20 protein-coding genes, 1 rRNA gene and 1 riboswitch are annotated in these 21547 nt (G+C 53.5%); of the genes, 7 read left to right on the top strand and 14 right to left on the bottom strand.

Annotated elements, in window-relative coordinates; translation table 11 throughout:
- Positions 1 to 75: ribosomal RNA gene (locus ACE99V_RS15975) — 16S ribosomal RNA — on the bottom strand; the annotation flags it as partial.
- 251 nt (positions 76 to 326) lie between these two features.
- A complete protein-coding gene (locus tag ACE99V_RS15970) occupies positions 327 to 1187 on the bottom strand; it encodes a nucleotidyltransferase-like protein (RefSeq protein WP_400492221.1) in 861 nt (286 codons plus the stop codon).
- A 118-nt stretch (positions 1188 to 1305) separates the two neighbouring features.
- Between ACE99V_RS15970 and ACE99V_RS15965 the strand changes: the two genes are divergently transcribed.
- On the top strand, positions 1306 to 1665 hold the full coding sequence (locus ACE99V_RS15965) for a DUF2614 family zinc ribbon-containing protein (protein WP_400492220.1): 360 nt from the start codon (positions 1306 to 1308) through the stop codon (positions 1663 to 1665).
- Positions 1666 to 1722: 57 nt separating this feature from the next.
- Here the strand turns inward: ACE99V_RS15965 and ACE99V_RS15960 are convergent, their stop codons facing one another.
- The 3 genes from ACE99V_RS15960 to nth form a co-directional block, all read right to left on the bottom strand.
- Entirely contained in the window at positions 1723 to 3471 is a 1749-nt protein-coding gene (locus ACE99V_RS15960; protein WP_400492219.1) for a glycosyl hydrolase family 18 protein, read from the bottom strand.
- A 172-nt stretch (positions 3472 to 3643) separates the two neighbouring features.
- On the bottom strand, positions 3644 to 4078 hold the full coding sequence (gene perR / locus ACE99V_RS15955) for a peroxide-responsive transcriptional repressor PerR (protein ID WP_400492223.1): 435 nt from the start codon (positions 4076 to 4078) through the stop codon (positions 3644 to 3646).
- Between the two features lie 124 nt (positions 4079 to 4202).
- Positions 4203 to 4883, bottom strand: a complete 681-nt coding sequence (nth, locus tag ACE99V_RS15950) for an endonuclease III (RefSeq protein WP_400492218.1) — start codon at positions 4881 to 4883, stop codon at positions 4203 to 4205.
- Between the two features lie 129 nt (positions 4884 to 5012).
- Here nth and ACE99V_RS15945 point away from each other — a divergent pair, with 129 nt between their 5' ends.
- Complete coding sequence (locus ACE99V_RS15945) at positions 5013 to 5918, top strand: complex I NDUFA9 subunit family protein (protein WP_400492217.1); 906 nt, start codon at positions 5013 to 5015, stop codon at positions 5916 to 5918.
- 91 nt (positions 5919 to 6009) lie between these two features.
- On the opposite strand, the gene ACE99V_RS15940 is transcribed toward ACE99V_RS15945, so the two are convergent.
- The 5 genes from ACE99V_RS15940 to bcp all read right to left on the bottom strand — a co-directional run bounded on the left by ACE99V_RS15940 (position 6010) and on the right by bcp (position 9780).
- The gene (locus ACE99V_RS15940) at positions 6010 to 6795 is read right to left on the bottom strand and encodes a GNAT family N-acetyltransferase (protein ID WP_400492216.1); all 786 of its coding nucleotides are present in this window, start codon (positions 6793 to 6795) and stop codon (positions 6010 to 6012) included.
- 9 nt (positions 6796 to 6804) lie between these two features.
- Complete coding sequence (locus tag ACE99V_RS15935) at positions 6805 to 7353, bottom strand: cob(I)yrinic acid a,c-diamide adenosyltransferase (protein WP_400492215.1); 549 nt, start codon at positions 7351 to 7353, stop codon at positions 6805 to 6807.
- A gap of 111 nt (positions 7354 to 7464) precedes the next feature.
- Complete coding sequence (locus ACE99V_RS15930) at positions 7465 to 8229, bottom strand: class I SAM-dependent methyltransferase (protein ID WP_400492214.1); 765 nt, start codon at positions 8227 to 8229, stop codon at positions 7465 to 7467.
- Positions 8230 to 8240: 11 nt separating this feature from the next.
- Complete coding sequence (locus tag ACE99V_RS15925; RefSeq protein WP_400492213.1) at positions 8241 to 9293, bottom strand: M42 family metallopeptidase; 1053 nt, start codon at positions 9291 to 9293, stop codon at positions 8241 to 8243.
- A gap of 19 nt (positions 9294 to 9312) precedes the next feature.
- Positions 9313 to 9780, bottom strand: coding sequence for a thioredoxin-dependent thiol peroxidase (gene bcp / locus ACE99V_RS15920; protein ID WP_400492212.1), 468 nt, complete (start codon positions 9778 to 9780; stop codon positions 9313 to 9315).
- A gap of 175 nt (positions 9781 to 9955) precedes the next feature.
- On the opposite strand from bcp, the gene ACE99V_RS15915 reads away from it, so the two are divergent.
- Positions 9956 to 10573, top strand: a complete 618-nt coding sequence (locus ACE99V_RS15915) for a helix-turn-helix domain-containing protein (RefSeq protein WP_400492211.1) — start codon at positions 9956 to 9958, stop codon at positions 10571 to 10573.
- 69 nt (positions 10574 to 10642) lie between these two features.
- A complete protein-coding gene (locus ACE99V_RS15910) occupies positions 10643 to 11299 on the top strand; it encodes an HAD family hydrolase (RefSeq protein ID WP_400492210.1) in 657 nt (218 codons plus the stop codon).
- Positions 11300 to 11331: 32 nt separating this feature from the next.
- Here ACE99V_RS15910 and ACE99V_RS15905 read toward each other — a convergent pair whose 3' ends face one another.
- The 4 genes from ACE99V_RS15905 to ACE99V_RS15890 all read right to left on the bottom strand — a co-directional run bounded on the left by ACE99V_RS15905 (position 11332) and on the right by ACE99V_RS15890 (position 15023).
- The gene (locus ACE99V_RS15905; RefSeq protein WP_400492209.1) at positions 11332 to 11937 is read right to left on the bottom strand and encodes an ECF transporter S component; all 606 of its coding nucleotides are present in this window, start codon (positions 11935 to 11937) and stop codon (positions 11332 to 11334) included.
- 255 nt (positions 11938 to 12192) lie between these two features.
- Positions 12193 to 12363, bottom strand: a riboswitch (FMN riboswitch).
- A 70-nt stretch (positions 12364 to 12433) separates the two neighbouring features.
- A complete protein-coding gene (locus tag ACE99V_RS15900; protein ID WP_400492208.1) occupies positions 12434 to 13222 on the bottom strand; it encodes an ABC transporter permease in 789 nt (262 codons plus the stop codon).
- A 3-nt stretch (positions 13223 to 13225) separates the two neighbouring features.
- The gene (locus ACE99V_RS15895) at positions 13226 to 14020 is read right to left on the bottom strand and encodes an ABC transporter permease (protein ID WP_400492206.1); all 795 of its coding nucleotides are present in this window, start codon (positions 14018 to 14020) and stop codon (positions 13226 to 13228) included.
- Positions 14013 to 15023: an ABC transporter ATP-binding protein gene (locus ACE99V_RS15890; protein WP_400492204.1), complete on the bottom strand. Its 1011-nt coding sequence runs from the start codon at positions 15021 to 15023 to the stop codon at positions 14013 to 14015. Before ACE99V_RS15890 ends, ACE99V_RS15895 begins: the two co-directional genes overlap by 8 nt.
- 186 nt (positions 15024 to 15209) lie before the next feature.
- On the opposite strand from ACE99V_RS15890, the gene ACE99V_RS15885 reads away from it, so the two are divergent.
- The 3 genes from ACE99V_RS15885 to ACE99V_RS15875 all read left to right on the top strand — a co-directional run bounded on the left by ACE99V_RS15885 (position 15210) and on the right by ACE99V_RS15875 (position 21517).
- Entirely contained in the window at positions 15210 to 16502 is a 1293-nt protein-coding gene (locus ACE99V_RS15885) for a glutamate-1-semialdehyde 2,1-aminomutase (protein WP_400492203.1), read from the top strand.
- Positions 16503 to 16570: 68 nt separating this feature from the next.
- Positions 16571 to 16711 (top strand): hypothetical protein, encoded by a 141-nt coding sequence (locus tag ACE99V_RS15880; protein WP_400492201.1) that lies wholly within the window; start codon positions 16571 to 16573, stop codon positions 16709 to 16711.
- Positions 16712 to 16987: 276 nt separating this feature from the next.
- Positions 16988 to 21517, top strand: coding sequence for a glutamate synthase-related protein (locus ACE99V_RS15875; RefSeq protein WP_400492200.1), 4530 nt, complete (start codon positions 16988 to 16990; stop codon positions 21515 to 21517).
- Positions 21518 to 21547 lie beyond the last annotated feature (30 nt).

Genomic DNA, 21547 nt, shown 5'->3' with positions numbered 1-21547 from the left:
AGGGACTCGCTCGACTTGCATGTATTAGGCACGCCGCCAGCGTTCGTCCTGAGCCAGGATCAAACTCTCCAATAAAGTTAGAAAGAAATTGATCAAGGTTCAAAACCATGTTTGCTTGGCTGTTTAAAACGCTTCGCTGTTCAGTTTTCAAAGAGCATTTTTTCTTACTGCCGCCCAGAGGCGACTTTTTTAATTTACCACATCACTACTTATCAGATCAAGTGGTAATTTTTTATTTTTTACCTTGCCACCGCGTTTCGTATCAGCAGCGACGTTTGTTAATATAGCATGGATGAAAGGGAAAAGTCAATAGGATTTAAAAAAATTCATCCTGATAAAAGATAAGCTTTTTCATTCACATGTTCCGTTATTGACGGCAGGAATACTTCCTGGACGATGGAGCGTTGAACCAGTTTTTCCAACAAGAGCGGTAGCTCAATGCGGCTTCTGGCGAGTACCGGGTGATCCAACAATTCTTGCAGAAGCCACGGTCGGTTTCTCGATTGCATAACGTCCAGCACATACTGTGAGCACTCCCTGAGCTTGGACGTCAGACAAAAATCAATAGCGAGCAACAGCAGTTCAATTCTCTTTTCCACTGTCTCACTGCTCGCCGACAATTCTTCGTAAAGCTTGTACACAGCGGAATCGAGCTGCTTAACCTGCAACCAGATGGCGGTTTGTGGCTGTTCACCTGCTTCGCTGACAATCAGTCTAGCCCAAGCCCGAAGAGCCAGCATGAGCGATTGATAAGCGTCAAGCGCGAGCCCTTGCTGAAGAAGATCTTTTGCCTCCAGGTACCGGCGTAAAAGACCGGAATACTCTTCACATACACGCTGTTTCTGCAATGGTGCAGGCAATCGCAGGAGACGCTGCTTCATCCCCTTCATATAATCAGCTTTGTCCCAAATAATTTCAGCCTGTTGGAACAACCCGACCAGCCGTTCGTTCATTCCATGGACCGCCCACTTTTCCAGCTGCCACGTACTAAACTGCTGTTCCGAAATAAACTCTCCATCATAGACGAACTGCCTGATTGTCATATCCGCATCCGGGCGGTTTACCATAACCAGGTAGCACTTTTCCGCGAGAAAAGAAGTGGGCATGTCGTGTCTTTGCACCACCAGCACGGATTGCACATCTGCACGTTGCAACAACGCCTGTGTATATGCACGTTGGGTTTCCACGACTCGCCCTCCCGTCCTCGCCAGTTTTGAACTTATGGATTCTACATGTTTTCCCGGTTTCCTGCTTGTCAACAAACAAATGGACAGTATGCTATACTGGAAGACAGGAGGAATGATGATGAAGAATATTGAACGCCTGAACAAAATCAAACGAATCCGAACGTGGGCAAACTGGAATATGGGACTCTCTATTTTGTTCATGTTCGTGGGAATGGGATTCTTTCTATATTTTCGCGGCACCGGACTCCAAAGTTCCTTTCAGATGCTGTTCCTTATCCTCTTGATGATCAGCTTTTTCATGATGATGATCGGAACGGTGCTATATATGATCTCCGGCATGGTTTCCACTTCGGCACCGGTGGTGGAGTGTCCATCGTGCCATAAGGCGACGAAGATGTTGGGAAAAGAGGACGCCTGCATGTTCTGCGGCCAGCCTTTGCGTCTGGACGAAGAGCGTGCCCAGGAAAAGAAAGCATAAGCCAGCCAACTCAAGCATAAAGCCACCTATCTCCGTACGGGAGAAGGTGGCTTTTGCTTACTTTGTGTTCAATCCCGATTCGATTGCCGACCAGATCTCTGCCTGTTCGAAACCGCGGCGCCACGCCGCCACACCGGCCAGATTGTACTTCTTCACGAGAGCCATTCGCTTTTGCATGGATGTCTCGTCTTCCAGCCACATTTTATAAACAGCCCGGTCCGTCGGGTCATTGTAGCTGACAAACAATTGCCCGGAGGCCGCATCCGGCTGCGGAGTCAGGTTGCGCTGCTTTACCCATTCTTCCGCGCGCATCATGGAGAGTGCCTTGGAGGTAACCTTCACACTGCCGTCCGGCTGCTTTTCTTCCTTCCACAAACGGGTGTAAAAAGGCACACCCAGCAGCAGTTTTTTGTTCGGCACCTCTTCGAGAACGCCTTTTAATCCCTGTTCGGTCCACGGAAGGGACGCGACCGAACCTGCCTTGGGACTGGTTGCCCAATGCTCATCATAGGTCATGACCGCGATGTAGTCGACCACCTGGGCCAGTGCTGCCCGGTCATAAAAACGGGACCATCTGTCGCTGCTCGATTTGATTGTCACATCCATTGACACCGTCAGACCTTGCTCATGCAGGAAAGGCGTCAGTTCCCGGACAAATTGAACCAACCGCTCTTTGTCATCGAGGTAGACATTTTCAAAGTCCAGGTTGATTCCATCCAGATCGTACAGGCGAGCATAATGCAAAATCTGGGCAATCAGTTTTTCCCGGAGCTGGTAGCTGCCAAGAACCGCCTTTGTCCAATCGGGATGAAAGCCGTTTGACACCAGACCCCAGACCTGGTACCCCCGCTTGTGTGCCCACTGCACGTACGCAGGATCGGCCTTGTTTTCCAATGTTGCCTGGTCGTCCTTTAGCTCAAACCAGGTAGGAGAAACTACATTGACTCCCGGCATTGTTCCAATATCCGAAAGATTTGGATTACGGTTGACGACGTGCTCCCACACCAGATTTACCTTGGCTCCGATCGGCTTCCACGCAGTCGTTTGCTGACTGGGCTGGGGAAGAATCACCTGGCGAATATCTGTCAGGACCACGGCCTCCTTTGGCAGAAAACCGGCAATGCCGTCGTCGGTGAGAACGCGGTACCAGCCCGCATCTTCCCCGAGAATATCGACCACTGATCCCGGCTGCAGCTCAGCCACGATCGGTTTCTTGGCAGAATTGCCCGTTCTCACAAATTGCGGCTGAGGATTCTTCTCCTCCCCCGGTATTGCCACTTTCCCCTGCTGAACGGCGTACCCCGCTTTCTCCACCAAGAGAACCCCGCTCTCCTTTTTATGCGTCAGGACAAGCGGATACAGCTTTTCCAACGGAGCCACCGGCAGATATCGGACACCGTTGACGTCCTTGACCGGAACGCGCAGGTCGACGGGCCGTTTGTTGAGATAGGCGACAAGTTGGTCGCTCTCCATCCGCAGCACCTTGTCTTTCGTCGTCACGATGACCGAGCGGCTCGGCTCGTCCCAGAACAAAATCGGATCGACATGCTCCTTGATAAAATCAAACGGAAGCATCAGCTGCTCTTCTTCCAACCGATACGACGCAGCATACGCCTCGCCCTGGAACACAATCACGTCTTTGCGGCCGTCATACGGAGCAACCCGCTCTGTTGATGGCAGTTGCAAGGCAAACCAGGCACAAGCGGCTGCCACCCCGACAGCGGTCGCAATCACTGCCACCTTAAGTGACGTGAACAGCTTATGTTTTCGTTTGGGGCGAGGAGACATGCCCAACGGCAAACTCAAGGCTTCAACCCCCCATGCTTTTCTTCATACTGAATGATATAGCAGTATGCTTGTTTCCACAACCTTTTGAAAAATCCCCATTGAAGAAGACGGTGATTCGGACAAAAGGTTTCAACGAAAAACGCCTCTTCCTTCTTGTTTCGAAAGAAAAGGCGTCATTTAATCCTGAACCTTAATGGGTATTCTTTTGGCATGCTTCACAGACCCCGTATACCTCCAGGCGATGTCCTTTTACCTGAAAACCAGCCGATTTCGCGGCAGCCGCCTCCGCTTCATGCAAGGAAGGGAAGTGGAAGTCGTGGATCGCGCCGCATTCCGTACAAATCACGTGGTAGTGATCCTCGGATACGTTGGCGTCAAAGCGGCTGGATGCATCTCCAAAGGTCAGTTCCCGCACCAATCCCGCTTCCTTGAACACGCGCAGGTTGTTGTAAATGGTCGCCACGCTCATGTTGGGAAATTTGCCTTCCAACGCTTTGTATATTTCGTCGGCTGTCGGATGGGTCATGGATTCGAGCAGATAGGCCAAAATCGCATGACGTTGAGGTGTCATCCGCACTCCGGTATTCTTCAGTATTTCGACAGCCTTTTCCACACGCTGCGCCATCATGTTACACCCCACAGTCCTTCAAAACAAATATCTCATTAGAATTACTTTAAATAAGTGTACGTCTAGGTGACGAAAGCTGTCAATATCCATTCCGTGTAAAACAGGCAATATGGTCAAGATCCTACTTGGCTGTTGTTTTTTTGACGGAGGCTTTCGCGGCCTTTTTGGCTTCGGCCTGTGCGTACCGGCACATCTTGTTAAGCGGGCACTCCCCGCATTTCGGGTTGCGCGCCGTACAAATCCGCCGTCCGTGCCAGATCAGCCAATGGTGCGCATCCGACCACTTTTCGCGGGGGATCCGTTTCATCAACTGACGTTCCACTTCGTCCACGTTGTCGCTTTTCGCCAGCCCAAGCCGGTTGGCTACACGGAATACGTGTGTATCCACCGCAATCGCCGGGATGCCAAACGCATTGGAGAGAACGACGTTTGCCGTCTTCCGCCCGACCCCTGGCAGTGCCTCCAGCTCCTCGTGGGTTTGCGGCACCTGACTGTTGTATTTTTCATACAGGATCCGACAGGTCTCCAGGATGTTCTTACTCTTATTCTTATACAATCCCAAGCCTTTTATATGCTCCTCCAGCTCTTCCTGAGTCAAGTGAATAAAATGCTCAGGCTGGTTGTGCTGCTTGAAGAGGGGCTCTGTAATTTCGTTTACCCGCTTGTCCGTGCATTGGGCTGACAAAATGGTCGCCACCAGCAGTTCAAACGGTGTTGTATAGTTTAATTCACAATGGGCGTCCGGATACATCTGTTGCAGAGTATCCAGTATTTCCCCCACCGGTACTGTTCGTTGCGCCATGAAAAATCCCCCTCTCATCTCTTCTTTTCATTATAACGCGGGAAAGGGATCCGACTACAGTAGAAGTGATTTTAGTCAATCGTGTACAATAAACTCAATGGAAACAGTTACCTTGGGGGTGGGGGATTCGTGAAAGTTCTCGTAACAGGCAGTACCGGATTTGTAGGAACCGGCATTGTGGCGAAGCTTGCAGAGGACGGCCATCAAGCGGTATGCCTGGTTCGGCCCGGGTCGGAACACAAACGGAAACGGGACCGCGTCGCAGTTTCCGCAGTGACATTTGCGCCGGGCGACCTGTTTGATACGGACTCGTTGGAACGAGCGGCAGAGGGATGCGATGCGGTGATCCATCTGGTGGGCATTATTCGTGAACAGCCAGGCAGAGGCGTCACCTTTTCCCGGATTCACGTAACCGGTACACAAAACGTGCTGGCAGCGGCAAAAAGAGCGGGAGTGCGCCGGTTCGTTCACATGAGTGCGCTTGGTGCGCGGGAAGGAGCCGCCAGCGCTTACCACCAGACGAAGTATGCCGCCGAACAACTGGTGAGGCAAAGCGGCATTCCGCACACCATTTTTCGCCCCTCGGTGATCTTCGGTCCCGGTGATGCGTTCGTCAACATGCTGGCAGACATCGTACGCCTGCCGGTTACACCCGTAATTGGAGACGGATCCTACCTGCTGCAGCCCGTGTCTCGGGTAACGGTGGCCGACGTTTTTTCCCAGGCACTTTCGCTTGAGCAGGCGACCAATCAAATCTTTGAAGCTGGCGGGCCGCAGCCGCTCTCGTACGAGCAGATTTTGGAGGCGATTGGCCGGGCCATCGGCAAAAAGCGGTTGAACAAAGTCCACATTCCCCTAGCCCTGATGAAACCGTTGATCAGCATGATGGAAGGCTTCTCTTTCTTTCCGATTACCAACACGCAGCTGACGATGCTCCTTGAGGGAAATGCCTGCAAGGATACTGAGCGGTTGTACAACGTGTTCCAAACGAAAAAAATCCCCTTTCAAGAGGGGATTGAGATGTACTTGCGGTAAGCGGTAACGCTTTGACCGGACGACAGTGTGACGCTGCGATCAAGCGCTTCGGGGATGTGGCGCAAAAGCCCGCCGATTGCCCTCGCCACCTTTACCGTATTTCGTGAATGCCTTTTCCGCCGCGAAACGCATGAACGAAGGGCAAGTGCCCCACCGTGTCAAATCCATATCTTTGGTACACTTTTTCCACCTGCTCATTGATGGGACAAACCAGCAGATGAGCAGCGCCCATGCGAGCGAACTGCTCCTGTACGTGCCGCAGCAAATGACCGATCAACCCCTGCCCGCGATAACCGGCAACGGTGGCAACGCTTTCCACGCGAACGCAATCTCCTGCGCGGAACAAGCAAGCAGTGCTGGCCGGTTCCCCTTTCCAGCGCAGCAAATAGTGCCGGTAGGCCGTGTTGCGGAATTCGAGGGCAAATGCCTTTTCACGCACAGCCCTTCCGCCGAATTCATCGATCGATTCCACCAACAGGAAATCTTCGTAATTTTCTGTCGTTACAGGTTCGATGCGAATGTCGGACATGGGCTTCACTTCGGCAAACGCTCCTGTCCACACTTGCACCGGTGTCTGGAAAAACTCCAGCCGAAACTGATGGTGCACAAGCACATCCAACAGCTGCTGATACTCCTGCTGGCCGTACAGGTAAAAGCGGGGAAAGATGTCTTTCTCTGAGTAAAAGCGAACGACTTCCCGCACGATGGATTCATTCTGGTCAGGGGCTGGTGCGATGTGAATGTGGGCGTGGTTCGCGTCGTAATGCAGCGGATTTCCCCTGTTGGAAAAAAGATACCCCCACGGTCTTGACTCCGTCGCCGCAAACGTCTGTTTCATGGCGAGATCCGTTTCACACACAAGCTGAAAGATATTCATATGCCGCTCCTATTCATGCAGATTGGGTTCGACCCTGCCTGTCTGTTGATTGACAAAACGCGTGACGACAAACAGGTAGTCGGACAGTCGGTTCAGGTATTTGAGAACCGCGCTGTTCACCTGTTCGTGTTCCGCCACCAGAACGGCCTTTCGTTCCGCGCGTCTGGAAACGGTCCGGGCTACGTGGAACGCGGCAGCGGCCGGATGTCCGCCAGGCAGCACAAAATTGGCAAGCGGCGGCAGCGCAGCGTCCAAGGCGTCAATCTGCTGTTCCAAAAAAGTGACATCCTCATCCTGGATCGGCCAGCCCACTTTTTTCCCTTCCGGGGTAGCCAGCTCCGCGCCGACGTGAAACAGCTTTGTTTGCACGATGTGAAACACCCTCCGCAAGTCGTCCCACTCTTCTGCTTCGGGAAGCAGCGACAGGGCCAGACCAATGGAGGAATTGGCTTCGTCACACGATCCGTACGCTTCTACGCGAGCGGAATGCTTCGGGACGCGAATCCCGTAGACAAGCGAGGTCTCACCTTTGTCGCCAGATTTCGTGTAAATCTTCACGTGCTTTCCCCTCCGTTTCCTTATTTCCCTGGAAATCGACAATAAAGAGGGCATTCACCATGCCTGTCACGAAAAGTGAATGCCCGTTGAAGCCATTGCCATCGGCCGTGATCAGATCGTCTGCGCCACGATGATCAGTTCCGAGCTGTTTTGAGTAAACGGCTCCTTGGTGAACGATCCAAAACGTTGGATTACCTTAAACCCGTTCAACCGAAGCAGATGGTGCAGTTCAGCGGGAAAAATGTAACGCAGCGTAAACCGTCCCACCACTTTTTCCGTCACCAAACCTTCCGGACTGATCCGTTCGTAGGTGCGGGTCACTTCGGAGAGCTGCTGGAAGTGATCGTATCGCGTATAGTCCCACATGGCGATCTCCTCTCCCGTTTCAAGACGGTACGTTCCCCGCAGCGACATTTTTTCGCTCTCCTCATACAGATGGGAGATTTTCGGGACGAATACATTCATCACAAAGGTACCGCCCGGCGCCAAATGCTTGCGGATGCAGGTGAGCGCCTTCATCTGCTCGTGGATATGCAGCAAGTGCAGGAAGGACCGAAACGGGATCATGATCAGAGGAAATTTCCTGCCCAAGTCAAATGTACGCATGTCACCCTGCAAAAATGAGACTCGGTCGGCAACGCCGCGCTCTTTTGCCTTCTCTTCCGCTCGCTTAAGCATCTCGGCCGACAAATCGAGCCCCGTGACCGTAAGCCCTGCCTCCGCCAGAGGAATGGAAATTCGTCCTGTCCCGCAGGCGAGATCGAGAATTTCTCCCTGCGCCTGTTGCGCCATCTCCAGATAAAACGGGATGTCCCCGGAAACTCCGCGCTGGGTCAAGTCGTAGTAATCCGCCCAGCGATACATGTCGTTGTTCATGTGAATGACTCCTATGCTTGCATCTTTTCAGACTGAAGGTAAGCAAGAACCAGCTTCGCCGTGTTGTCGAGCGCTTCCTTGTGTGTGCGCTCGTGCGAATGGGAAGCATCGACGCCCGGTCCGATCAACCCGTGAACGATGTCGTAGCCGGCACGCAGTGCTGCACTGGCGTCCGATCCATAGTAAGGGTAAATGTCCACCTGGTAGTTCAATCCGTTTTCATCTGCAAGGCGAACCAGATGCTTCCGCAAACCGTAATGGTACGGACCGGACGAATCTTTGGCACAGATGGAAACGCAGTATTCGTCAGTCGTTTGTCCGTCGCCAATGGCGCCCATGTCGACTGCCAGGTACTCCACCGTTTTTTCCGGTACGCCGGAGTTGCCGCCGTAACCGATCTCTTCGTTGTTGCTGATCAGGAAATGCGTGGTGTACGGGAGGGTTGTTCCCGTCTCCTTCAGGTGCTTCAACACTCCCAGCAGGATGGCCACACTCGCTTTGTCATCGATGTGTCTGGATTTGATAAATCCGCTGTTCGTCACCGTTACACGCGGGTCGAAGGAGACAAAATTCCCCACGCGGATCCCCAGCGCCAGCACGTCCTCCCTGCTTTTTACTTTTTCGTCCAGGCGAACTTCCATGTTTTGCTCCGTCCGCTCCATTTTGCCCGCTTCCCGCCCATAGACATGGACGGAGGCTTTGGTGGACAAAATGGTGCCGGTGATGATGCGTCCGCTGTCCGTCTCAATCTGGCAGTGCTCACCTTCTACCGCGTTGAATTCAAATCCGCCGATCAAGGCCAGCTTTAATCTGCCGTTACCCTTGATCTCCTTTACCATGGCCCCCAACGTATCGACGTGAGCGGTCAGCAGACGGTGCTTCTCGTCGTTTGCACCCGGCAGCGTAGCCATAACCGCTCCTTTGTTCATGCGGAAAAATCGAATCCCCAGCCGCTTCAGTTCCGTTTCAATCCACGCCATCACCTTTTCCGTGTTGCCTGACGGACTGGGAATGTTCGCCAAAGCGCAAAAGGTTTCCACCATGTAATCTGTCGATACCGTCATCCCTGCTCCCCTTTCCTGCCTACTGCAGATGTTCCTTGATAAACTCAAGCACTTCCTGGACGTGCCCTTTTACTTTTACCTTCGGCCATACCTTGGCGATGTTTCCTTCGTGGTCGATGACGAACGTCGAGCGCTCAATGCCCATGTACTCTCGGCCGTACATTTTTTTCAACACCCAGACGCCGTACGCTTCCGCCACCCGGTGATCGGGATCGGCCAAAAGCGGAAACGGCAGCTCGTGTTTGGCCACAAACTTGTCATGGGATTTGACATCGTCCGGACTGATGCCTAATACGACCGTATTCAACTTGGCAAAATCCGGATGAAAATCACGGAAATCGCAGGCTTCCGTCGTACAGCCCGGAGTCATGTCTTTGGGATAAAAGTACAACACGACGTTTTTCCCGCGATAATCCGATAGGGAAATGGTTTGATTGCCGCTCGATTGCAGCGTAAATTCGGGTGCAGCCTGTCCTACCGCTACCATATTTTGCATCCCATCCTTTTTTCCTATCGATCTTGTCTTATTTTACCACAAGCATAATAAGAATTCCCATTTTCGCTTACGCGTTGCGCTTTTTGAAAGAAAGAGATAGAATTGATTGATAATAAACATAAAGAATTATAAATTCGCTGAGCTAGCTGGATGGTGAAAAAGCACGATGAAAGAGTTTTTTGATGTAACCGACCCGGAAGCCCTCAAGTCGCTTGCAATACCCGAACGTGTAAAAATACTCGAACTTTTCGAAGATCTTGAGCCGCGAACTGCCAAGCAAATTGCGACCGAACTGGGTGAAAATGCCGCTCGTCTCCACTATCACGTAAAAGAACTTGTGCGAGTCGGTCTTCTTGAACAGGTGGATACCCGGGTAAAAGGGTCCATTGTAGAGAAATACTATCAACCCGTTGCCAAAGTCATACAGGTAAGCCTGCGGGTGATGATCGAAGAGAACGCCCAGGAGTTGAGCGACATCATCTTCACCCCGTTCCGCACCACGGAGAACGACCTCGTGCGGACGCTTAACCGGTTTGTCGCCAGTGATGTAGACGTACGCAAGGAGTACAAGGACACATTTGCCTACAACTTTACCGAGGTCTATCTGAACCAGGAAGAGCGGAACCAGTTTGTTCAAGAACTGCAGGAATTGGTGCACAAGTATAAGGGCTTGAAAAGCGAGGGAGGCCGTCGCAAGTTTAAATACTACGACATCCTGTTTCCTCTGACACCCGCGGACCCAAGCGAAGATGACAACGATTCTTTTGTAGACTTAGACGAATAAACATAGAAGAACAGCACACATCGCGAAAACCATCGGGCAGGATGGTTTTCTTTTTTGGGGAGGGCGTGGATGATAAAGACGATCTTGTTTGATTTTGACGGAACGGTCGCCGATACGTTGCCGATTATTTTTCACGCGTTTCGTTCCACTTTTCGCATGTTTCTTCAGCAGGACTATTCAGACGAGCAGATTGTCCGACTGTTCGGCCCCACGGAGACTGTCATTCTTGAGCAAATGATTCCTCCCGAGAAGCAGGAAGAAGCTTTGAGGCATTTTTTTCAGCTGTATGAACAGGAACACCGCCTGACAGCTGAGACCGAACTCGTACGGCAGATGCTGGCAAGTGTCCAGCAAGCCGGGATTCGCATGGGGGTGGTAACCGGAAAAGGGCGGCGCAGCGCGGAGATCTCCCTGAGGGCGCTTGATTTGACGCACTTTTTTGACGTAATGATCACCGGCGACGAAGTAGTTCTGCCAAAGCCCCATCCTGAAGGCATCTGCATGGCGATGAAGCAGTTGGGTGCAGAGAAGGAGACGACCTGCTTCGTCGGGGACAGTGATGCCGACATCAAGGCAGCCCGGGCTGCGTGTATCACCGCGGTGGGAGTCAATTGGCTGTCGGTTTCGCAAAAGACGGGTGGATTTACCCCTGAGCCGGACCTTGTATTTACAGATCCTATCGCCTTTGTCGATTGGGTGCAAAAAAATAACAGGCGAAACCGTTGAGTGGTTTTGCCTGTTATTTTTTCTTTGTTTTTTTATGCGCGAAGGTTTAGCCGCGGCGCCAGCTTGACGAAAATCGGATAAGCCAAGAGCGAGAGGACTACCCCTTTGATCACATTAAACGGGGCGATCCCGTATAAAATCAGTGACAACAGACTGTCGACCTGAAACATGGCCAGAAGATTCTCAATGGATACCTGATAAAGCGCGGCATAAGCCGGAATCAGGAACACCCAGTTGGCAATCGACATAACCAATGTCATCAAAACGGTGCCAATCGCAAGTCCGGCAAGAAATCCGCCTTTTCCCTGACGAAGGCGATGAACATATACCGCCGCCAGGATAAAGCTGGAGCCGGCCACAAAATTGGCAAACTCGCCGATAAGCAGGCCGTCCGTATTTTTGAACAGAAAGTGCAACAGGTTTTTCAACAGTTCTACAATGACCCCGGCCATCGGACCAAACATAAGGCCGCCCACCAAACCGGGGAGCGTGCTGAAGTCAAGCTTCAAAAAGCTCGGCATCAGCGGAACCGGGAACTCCAGATACTGCAGAATGAACGCGACTGCTGCCAACAAGGGCACTGTTACCAATCGCTTCATTTGCGTGGATTGCTGCGTGTGAAGTGCTGTTCCTTTCATCTGTACCATCTCCTCGTTTTCTCTTTCCTTCCTGAGGAATGGCAACAGCGGATTCGCCCGTACTTTTGCCCGGTCGGGTGCCGATCGGGCCCAGTCAAAAAAAGCCCTGAGGATGGAAAATCCCCAGGGCTTGGTCTTTATGACTGTGCTTTTTGCAAAACGGAACAGGAAAGAAAAGGGGTGAGTTCCCGCAAAATAACCCCTGTCATCCGTCCGTTTGCACAAGCAAACAAGCACGTGTGCGAACGTACTGTCGTCATCCTTCTCCCATCCAGACTGTACTGTCGGCTCTGGAGTCGCACCAGATCCTGCACTCTGTCACGATAAACCGCTCAAGAGGCTCGCGGGCTTACACCGTATGGCAGTAAACGCTGCCTGACTGTGATCACCGCCGGTCGGGAATTTCACCCTGCCCCGAAGGAAGTGTGTCGTTGTACGCCTTATTATACCGTGGCCGTTTTCGTTTTGACAATACCGGAAAGTGCAATCGGCTTTGTTACGACCCTGCGCCCCTGTACTTGCGCACACCCCAGTTCCACACAAGCAATCCGATGGAAAAGAAAATGATCCCCATGACTGGTGTAAGCATGGCGTAGGTGTACCAGACCTCTTTTCGCAGAAAGTAGGCGGCAGGATATACTCCGACGAAAGCAAACGGCAGGATCCAGGTGAGAATGAAGCGGATGATTTTGTTGTAGACATCCACCGGATAACGGCCGTAGTTTTGGATGTTCCAGATCATCGGGGCGATTCCGGTTCGGGAGTCGGAGAAAAAGCTGATCGCAGAGATCGAGGTGTACACCCCGGCGTAGATCAACACGCTGCTGATCACCAGTCCCACAAACAAAAACGGATCGTACCAGGCAAACGACAGATCCAGGCGAATAGCCGCGTACCCCATGATGATCAACCCCGTAAACACTCCAAAAATGCGGTCGGGGGCAATCGATTCCAGACAGATCTGGGCCAGGTTGTGCAGCGGACGGGTCAGGACTCGGTCCATCTCGCCGCGAATGATGTACTTTTCATTGAAGTCCCAGAAACCGAAAAACATCGTGAACACCGCGTACGGAATGAGGAAAAAACCGTAGATAAAAATAATCTCCTCGCGCGTCCAGTCGTTCAATAACGGCACATGCTGAAATACGACGATGATAAAGACCAGGTTGATCAGCTCAAAGATAAAATAAGAGACAAGCTCACCCAAAAAGTCGGTGCGATAGGCCAGCCGCGTCTTGAAATACTGGCTTAGGTAGTCCATAAAAATTCCAAGTATATGTCGCATGCGTTATCCCCCCTGCACGACCAGCTTGTGTCGGGCGCGACGCCAGAGCAGCACAATGGGAAGCAAAATGACGGCGATCCAGACGACCTGCAGCAGGATGATTTCCAACGCCCGCCCCGTGTCGACCGCCCCCGTAAAGATCAAGCTGGGGTAGTAGTTGATCGCCTGGAAAGGAAGATATGCCATCAGCGTCTGAGCCCAACCGGGAAAAAAACTGATCGGCAAAATCAGACCGGACAGGAGGTCGACAATGACCCGCTTGGCCCGCATGATGCCCTCGTTACGGAACAGGAAGAAGGTAAACAATCCGGTCAACAGGTTGATTTCCGTATTAATGATGAAGGCAAACATCAGACTGAGCAGGTACAGCCCCCCGGTTTCCACGGTGCCGGGAAAACGGAACGGGATAAACAGACTGACCAGCAGAATGCCAGGCGCCGCAAAAAACAGCAGGCGAAAAATTCCCTCTCCCAGCGCCTGCGCCGTTTTCACCGACAGGTAATTGTACGGCCGAATCATTTCGATGGCTACTTTCCCTTCGCGCACTTCCTGGGCAATCTCCATGTCGATGTTGTTAAAGTAAAACGCGCGTGACATCCAGGAGATTGCCACGTATGCCGTCATCTGTTCCACGGAGAGGCCGCCCAGCTGCTGCTGCCCGCCGTAGATGGCACCCCAGAGGAAGTAGTACGCACCGATGTTAATGCCGTAAATGACGATGCCGCTGTAATAGTTGACGCGATAGGCAAGCATGGTCAGAAAACGAATGCGGATCAGTTCGGCATACAGCTTACCCATAGCTGACAACCTCGCCGTCGGTGGAGTAGATGTTGCGCACGATGTCTTCCGTGCTCGCCTCGGAAATTTTCACGTCGCTCACCTCAAACGAGGTCATGACCGCGGACAGGACATGCGGCAGCATTTCCTGACTCCTGTTGATCTTGACCCGGATGGCGAAGTCGTTTTCCCGATTCACTTCGCACGGTATATCGCCCAAAACGGCACGCACCTGTTCCGTTGTCGTCCGCTTTTTGAACTGGAAAGTCACCTCGGTACCGTTCCCCCAACGTTCCTTCAGTTCGCTCAACTGTCCGTCAAAGATCAGTTTGCCTTTGTCCATGACCAGCACGCGCTTGCAAAGCGCTTCAATGTCAGAGACGTCATGGGTGGTAAGCAGGATGGTCATCTTCTCGGTCTCGTTCAGATTGCGCAGAAACTCACGAATCTTCTGCTTGACCAAGACATCCAGACCGACCGTCGGTTCGTCGAGAAACAGCAGTCTTGGCTTGTGAATCAGTGCCGCTGCGACTTCACACCGCATCCGCTGGCCCAGGCTCAGCTTCCGCACCGGCTGACTGATGAATGAACGGATATCCAGCTCCTCGATCAATCGTTCAAGCCAGCGTTCTCCTTCCGCTTCCTCCACCTTGTAGACTCTCTTGAGCAGCCGGAACGATTCCATCGGCGACAAGTCCCACCACAGCTGGGAACGCTGTCCGAACACCACTCCGATGGAGCGTACGTACTCTTCCCGCTGCTTGAACGGCACATACCCGTTGATCCGAATATCACCGCTGCTCGGGGTCAGAATGCCGGTCAGCATTTTGATCGTGGTCGATTTGCCGGCCCCGTTTTCGCCGATCAGGGCGAACATCTCTCCCTCTGCCACTTCAAAGGAAATATCATCTACAGCTTTAACTGTTTTGTACTCCCGGCTGAACAAGTCTCGAAACGCTCCCCCCAGACCCGAGCGCGCCTGGTGAATGCGAAACACCTTTTCCAAATGGTTGACTGAAATCATACGTTCCACGTCCTTTTCAGGCGTTGTGTCAAAAGTTCCATTGTAAGTGTATATGAGGAACGGGGATATCTGCAAAAAATATTGTGTGTGAAAGTGTTGCCATTCGATATCCAAAGTTTTTTGCTTTTGACATTTTGGTTGTATGTTACTATAAATGAGGACTTTTATGGAGAGGAAAGAGGAACCATGAACCGAGAACGTTCTGCCCGCCTGCATGAGCAGGCATTGGAAGTGATTCTGGGGGGAGTGAACAGCCCTTCCCGTTCGTTTAAAGCAGTTGGCGGAGGCGCACCCGTCGTGATGGAGCGGGCGCAGGGAGCCTATTTCTGGGACGTGGACGGCAACCGTTACATAGACTATCTGGCCGCATACGGCCCGATCATTACCGGACATGCTCATCCGCATATCACGAAAGCCATTACCCGCGCAGCGGAAAACGGCACGCTGTACGGTACCCCTACGCCGTGGGAGATCGACTTCGCCCGAATGATTCGCGAAGCCATCCCCTCCATGGAGCGCATTCGCTTCAACAACTCGGGGACGGAAGCGGTTATGACCTGCATCCGCGTTGCCCGCGCCTACACCGGCCGCAATAAAATCATCAAGTTTGCGGGCTGTTACCACGGCCACTCCGACCTGGTGCTGGTCGCCGCCGGTTCGGGCCCTTCCACACTGGGCATCCCGGACAGTGCCGGTATTCCCCAAAGCATCGCCAACGAAGTGATTACGGTTCCGTTTAACGACATCGACTCGTTTGCGGAAGCAATTCGCGTCTGGGGTTCGGAAACCGCCGCTGTGCTGGTGGAACCGATCGTCGGCAACTTCGGAATTGTTCCGCCCAAGCCCGGCTTTTTGGAAGAAGTAAACCGCCTCACGCATGAAGCAGGCGCTCTCGTGGTATATGACGAAGTGATTACCGCCTTCCGCTTCTGTTACGGCGGAGCCCAAAACCTGCTGGGTGTGGAGCCTGACTTGACTGCCCTGGGGAAAATTATCGGCGGCGGTCTGCCAATCGGGGCGTACGGCGGACGACGCGAAATCATGGAACAAGTGGCGCCGCTGGGACCTGCTTATCAGGCGGGAACGATGGCGGGAAATCCTGCCTCCATTTCTGCCGGCATCGCCTGCCTGGAGGTACTGAAACAGCCCGGCGTATACGAAGAGTTTGAACGGCTGGGAGCTCTGCTTGAGGACGGCATTCGTACAGCGGCTGCCAAGCACGAGTTATCCATCCAGTTGAACCGCGTCAAGGGAGCGCTGGCTGTCTACTTCACTGACAAGCCCGTCAACGACTACGAAACCGCACAGGCTGCAGACGGCGAATTGTTTGCCCGCTTCTTCCGCTTGATGCTCGACGAAGGCATCTGCCTCGCTCCGTCCAAGTATGAGGCATGGTTCATCACAACAGCCCACACCGAGGACGACATCCGTGAAACTATCGCTGCCGTTGACCGCTCTTTTGCACAGATGCGGAAGTAATTTCAAAGCGAGAGCGAAAGCCTTCTGGACATACTAGGGGTGAACCAAGAAGACAGGAGGGACCCTTCGTGTCAAAAGGCGAAAAAACCTTTCCGCAAGCACCGGAAAAAACCATGGAACCCAAAATGAACTCCAAAATGATGGAAGTGGTCGGGTTTCAGAATCCGCGCAAAACCGAACACCATAAAACGGAAGAACACGAGCGGTAGAAAACCCATCCGGTTTGAGCCCGCCCGGCGAATCGTTGCACCACGGACAGTGCGCATTCTCCTTTTGCGGAGGATGCGCTTTTTTCATTTCCGTTGTTTTCATTCGCCATTCGCCCGACAAAGAAAATTTTATTTGCATAAAAACGCTTACATTTGTATAAAAAGCCAAACGTTTATTGTGTCCCCTAGTCATTCGTGGTATCCTAGACAATACTTATTTAGACTTTTCCGACTTTTCACAAAGGAGGTGGAGGGTCAGGTTAACTGACCGGGACCATGCTAAACAGAGAGAAAAGAGAATCTATTGAACAGTTTCAACAGTTCGATCGCATCGAACACGACAGCTGCGGCATCATCTGTATTATTGAAAAATCAGGTAAACCTTCGCGAAAGAACGTGGACGAAACCATTCGCTCCCTCATCCAGATGGAACATCGTTCCGGATTTATTGACGGAGAAGGGGACGGCTGCGGGATTCTTACCGATATTCCCCGGACCTTGTGGGCGCAGTACTTGCATCTGGCCAACCTTGAAGGAGAGATCGCGTTTTCTCCCGCATTTGCGGTCGGACACATCTTTGTCCCTCGCACCGGACACAACGCTGCTCACGTGCAGGCACAGATTCGCGAACAATTTGCCAAACACGGCTTGACCATCGTGCTGGAGCGTGAAAATCAAGTCAACTCCACTGTTTTGGGCAAAAATGGAAAACGCGATGAACCGATTTTCTGGCAGCTTGCCGTCACTTCCTCCGAGGGGCTGACCGGGCAGGCGTATGCGAAGCAGCTGTTTGAGCTTCACACCGCCATCGAACTCGCCCACAATGTGCATGTCGCTTCGCTTAGTCCTTATTCCGCCGCTTACAAGGTAATGGGGGCCGCCAACATTTTGCCCCAGTACTTTTACGATTTGGCAAATGAAAACTTTGCCTCGTCCGTGACCATTGGTCACAACCGTTACTCCACCAACACCCTGTCCAATTTCTTCCGCGTTCAGCCGTTCTCCCTGCTAGGACACAACGGCGAAATCAACACGATCAGCAAGCTGGAGGAAGAAGCGCAGATGCTCGGCGTGCCGCTGGTGGACGGCGGAAGCGACTCGCAAAACCTGAACCGAACCATTGAGACCTTTATTCACCGTTACGGACTCACGCTGTTTGAAGCGATGGAAGTGGTGTTCCCGCCGATTCACCACGAAATGAAGGGGCTCGCCGAAGACCTGCAGGATCTGTACGTCTACCTGCGTCAGGCGTGGGGCCATTTTGCCCAGGGACCTGCCGGCATCGTCTCCCGCTACGGCAGCGAATGCGTATTCAGTGTCGATTCGCTCGGCCTGCGTCCGCTCTGGATGGTGGAAAGCGCGTCGTCGTACTACTTCTCCTCTGAACAAGGGGTCATTCCCGTGCATCAGATGGCAAGCGAACCAAAGTCGCTCGCTCCGGGCGAAAAGGTGGGGGTTATCCTTCACGCCGACCGTGACGTGGAAGTGGTGTACCATCACAAGCTGCAGCGGATGGTCCTGGAACGCTTTCAGGAGAAGGTGGAGTTCAGCGGCTTCCGCAGTCATCTTCACTTCCAATACGATGCGGAAGCGCTGGTCGCTGAACCGGATACACCAGAACCCACTTCTTCGGTATACAGTGCGTTCGGTTGGGATCGGGAACAGATTCAACTGGTGGAACAAATGGCCACCAACGGAGCGGAGCCGATCCGTTCCCTCGGCTATGACGGGCCGCTCGCTGCATTGGCCAAGGAACGTCAGAACCTCGCCGATTTCATCAAGGAAAGTGTCGCCGTGGTCACCAACCCGGCAATTGACCGTGACCGCGAAATGGAGCACTTCTCCACCCGCGTCGTCATCGGCTCGCGCGTGCCCCTTTCCTCCAAGCAAAGCAATGGCAGCCGGCTGGAGCTTCCTTCGCCGCTTTTGTTCGAAGGGCAGTCGCTGCAGTCGGTGGCTCAGGAACACGGCACTCTCTCATTGGAGCAAGTGGTGCATCACTTTAACAACCATCCGGCCAGCATCGCCATCCTGCCTACCTATTTCACCGAGCAGGAGGGTCTCGCCGGCGGGTTGGAACGGCTGAAGCAATCCGCCATCCGGGCAGTGGAAAACGGCGCGGAACTTCTCATTCTCGACGATACGGAGACGCATCAGAATGAAAAGTACTGGTTAGATCCGCTTCTGGCAGTCGTGCACACGGATCAGTCGCTGAAGGCGGCTTCAGGAGAAAACGGCAACCTCCGCCGCCAGTGCAGCATCCTTCTGCGATCGGGAGCCATCCGCTCCCTGCACGACCTGGCCTTGGCCATCGGTTCGGGAGCAGACGCGATCTCGCCGTATCTGATGTTTGCCGCTGCTTTTGCCAAGAACGGGGCTTCCGCGGTCGGCAATCTGTACGCGGCGTTGAACAAAGGATTGGAAAAAGTAACCTCAACCATTGGAATTCACGAACTGCGCGGATACGGCCGCCTCTTCTCCTCCATCGGTCTGCGCAAGGAAGTAGCTGATCTGCTGTCGATCGTCAACTTCTGCGGTTCCGAACATGCAGGTCTTTCCCTGGCTGATCTGGAACAGGACAGCGTGAAGCGCCATCAGGACTACGCCAGCGCTACCGCTCGGGAAGCAAAGACGTTCCACATCTTCCCGCGCCTGTGGAAGCTGATCGGACAGGTGGCGGCAGGAGAGATCCCGTATTCCGACTACGCGTTGAAGCTGGAAGAGAACGAGCGGGAAAACCCGATTGCCATTCGTCACGTCACCGATTTTGCCTTTGACCAGGTACAGGAACAGGCCGATCCCGAACAGGTTGATCTCAGCGTGGGAGATCACTCCCTGCCATTCCTGATCTCATCCATGTCATTTGGTTCGCAAAACGAGACTGCCTTCCGTGCCTACGCGGAAGCCGCAGACCAGCTGAACATGATCTGCATGAACGGCGAGGGCGGCGAAATCAAAGACATGCTGGGCAAATACCCGCGCACACGCGGCTTGCAGATCGCGTCCGGCCGCTTCGGTGTCAACGTGGAACTGGCCAACTCGGCCAACATTTTGGAGATCAAGATCGGTCAAGGCGCAAAACCCGGCGAAGGCGGACACCTTCCCGGCTCAAAAGTGACCGCAAAAATCGCTGCAGCTCGTAATGCAACCATCGGCTCCGACCTGATCTCGCCGTCCAACAACCACGATATTTACTCCATCGAGGATCTGGCGCAAATGATCACCGAGTTGAAAACGGCGAACCATCAGGCAAAAGTGTGCGTAAAAGTGCCGATCGTACCGAACATCGGAACCATCGCTGTCGGGATCGCCAAAGCCGGAGCTGACTTCATCACCCTGTCCGGCTTCGACGGCGGAACGGGTGCCGCCCGCGTACACGCCCTGCAGCACGTGGGTCTGCCTGCGGAAATCGGCGTAAAGGCGGCGCACAATGCACTGCTGGAAGCGGGACTGCGCGACAAAGTGGAGCTGTGGGCGGACGGCGGTGTGAAAAGCGCTGCCGACGTTGTGAAACTGATGCTGCTGGGAGCAAACCGCGTCGGTTTCGGCACGCTGGCCATGATTGCTGTCGGCTGCACCACCTGCCGCGGCTGTCACCTGGACACCTGCCACGTCGGGATCGCCACCCAGATCGACTCGATGGAAGAAGCTCATGAAAAAGGGCTGCGCCGCTTCGTTCCGCGTCAATTGGATCTCGCTGTTGCTGGATTGAAGAACTTCTTTACCCTGTTCGGGGAAGAAGTGCGCCGGATCACGGCAGCGCTCGGCTTTGACCGTGTGCAGGATCTGGTAGGCCGCTCCGACCTGCTGGTGCAGGCGCGGCTCCTGGAAAAAATCGACCTCTCCGCCCTGCTCGCTGTACACCCGCTCTACACGGCCGCTTCTGTCGTCGCAACGGAACAACAGGAAGCGCGCGTACTGGTAGCAGCAGGCAGCCACAGCGGAGAATCCGACCATCGCTACTTCAATGCGGAACAGCCCATTCAGGAAACGTTTGCCGGCATTCTCTCCAGCGAGCGCGTACTGGGCAGCCGCTGGTCCGGAGCCCGCGTGAAAAACTATCTGGACGGAAGTTACACACAACTTCCCGAAGTTTCCCTCAACTTCGTCTCCGGCAGCGTACCCGGCAATGGTTTGGCCGCTTACAACGCACAGGGTGTAAACATTCGCGTAGAAGGCGGCGCACAAGACGGCGTAGGCAAAACCGGTTTCGGCGGCCGCGTCTCCATTTTGAAAGCAAAAGGGCTGCACGGAGCATATATCAACGGATCGGTCGGCAAGAGCTTCTGCTACGGAGCGCAAAAAGGACTGTATATCGTTCAGGGCAACGCTGACTCCCGTGCATGTATCCGCTTGTCGGGTGCAGATGTCGTCTTCGGGGGCGAGATTACCCAACCGGTTCGTGACGATCTGGGCGGCATCGGGGCACGTGCCAACCTGAAGGGATTTGCCTTCGAATACATGACCAACGGCCGCGCCGTGGTGCTGGGCGATCCCGGTCCATGGATCTGTGCAGGGATGACCGGCGGAGTCGTATACGTTCGTCTGCAGCCGGAGCTTGGCTTCGACAAGGCGGCACTGGAGCGGCGCATCGCCAAAGGTGCGAAGGTATTCCTCTACAAGCTGGACGAGAAAGGCATCGCTGACATCCGCGAGCTGCTGTCCGCCTACAAGGAAGAGCTGCTGGCTACCGAACAGTATGAGACGGCGGGACGCGTACAGAAGCTGATCGACGACCCTGCTGCCCACTTCCTGATGATTTCTCCGAAGAAGGAACAAGCCGATCCGTCGGTGTCCACGGAGTAAAAAACTCAAACAAAAGCACTCTTTCCCGAG

The organism is Brevibacillus soli (assembly GCF_044759095.2).
Lineage (GTDB): Bacteria > Bacillota > Bacilli > Brevibacillales > Brevibacillaceae > JBIYSM02.
The sequence above is the reverse complement of the archived record's forward strand: the minus strand, read 5'-3'. Positions and strand labels throughout refer to the sequence as shown.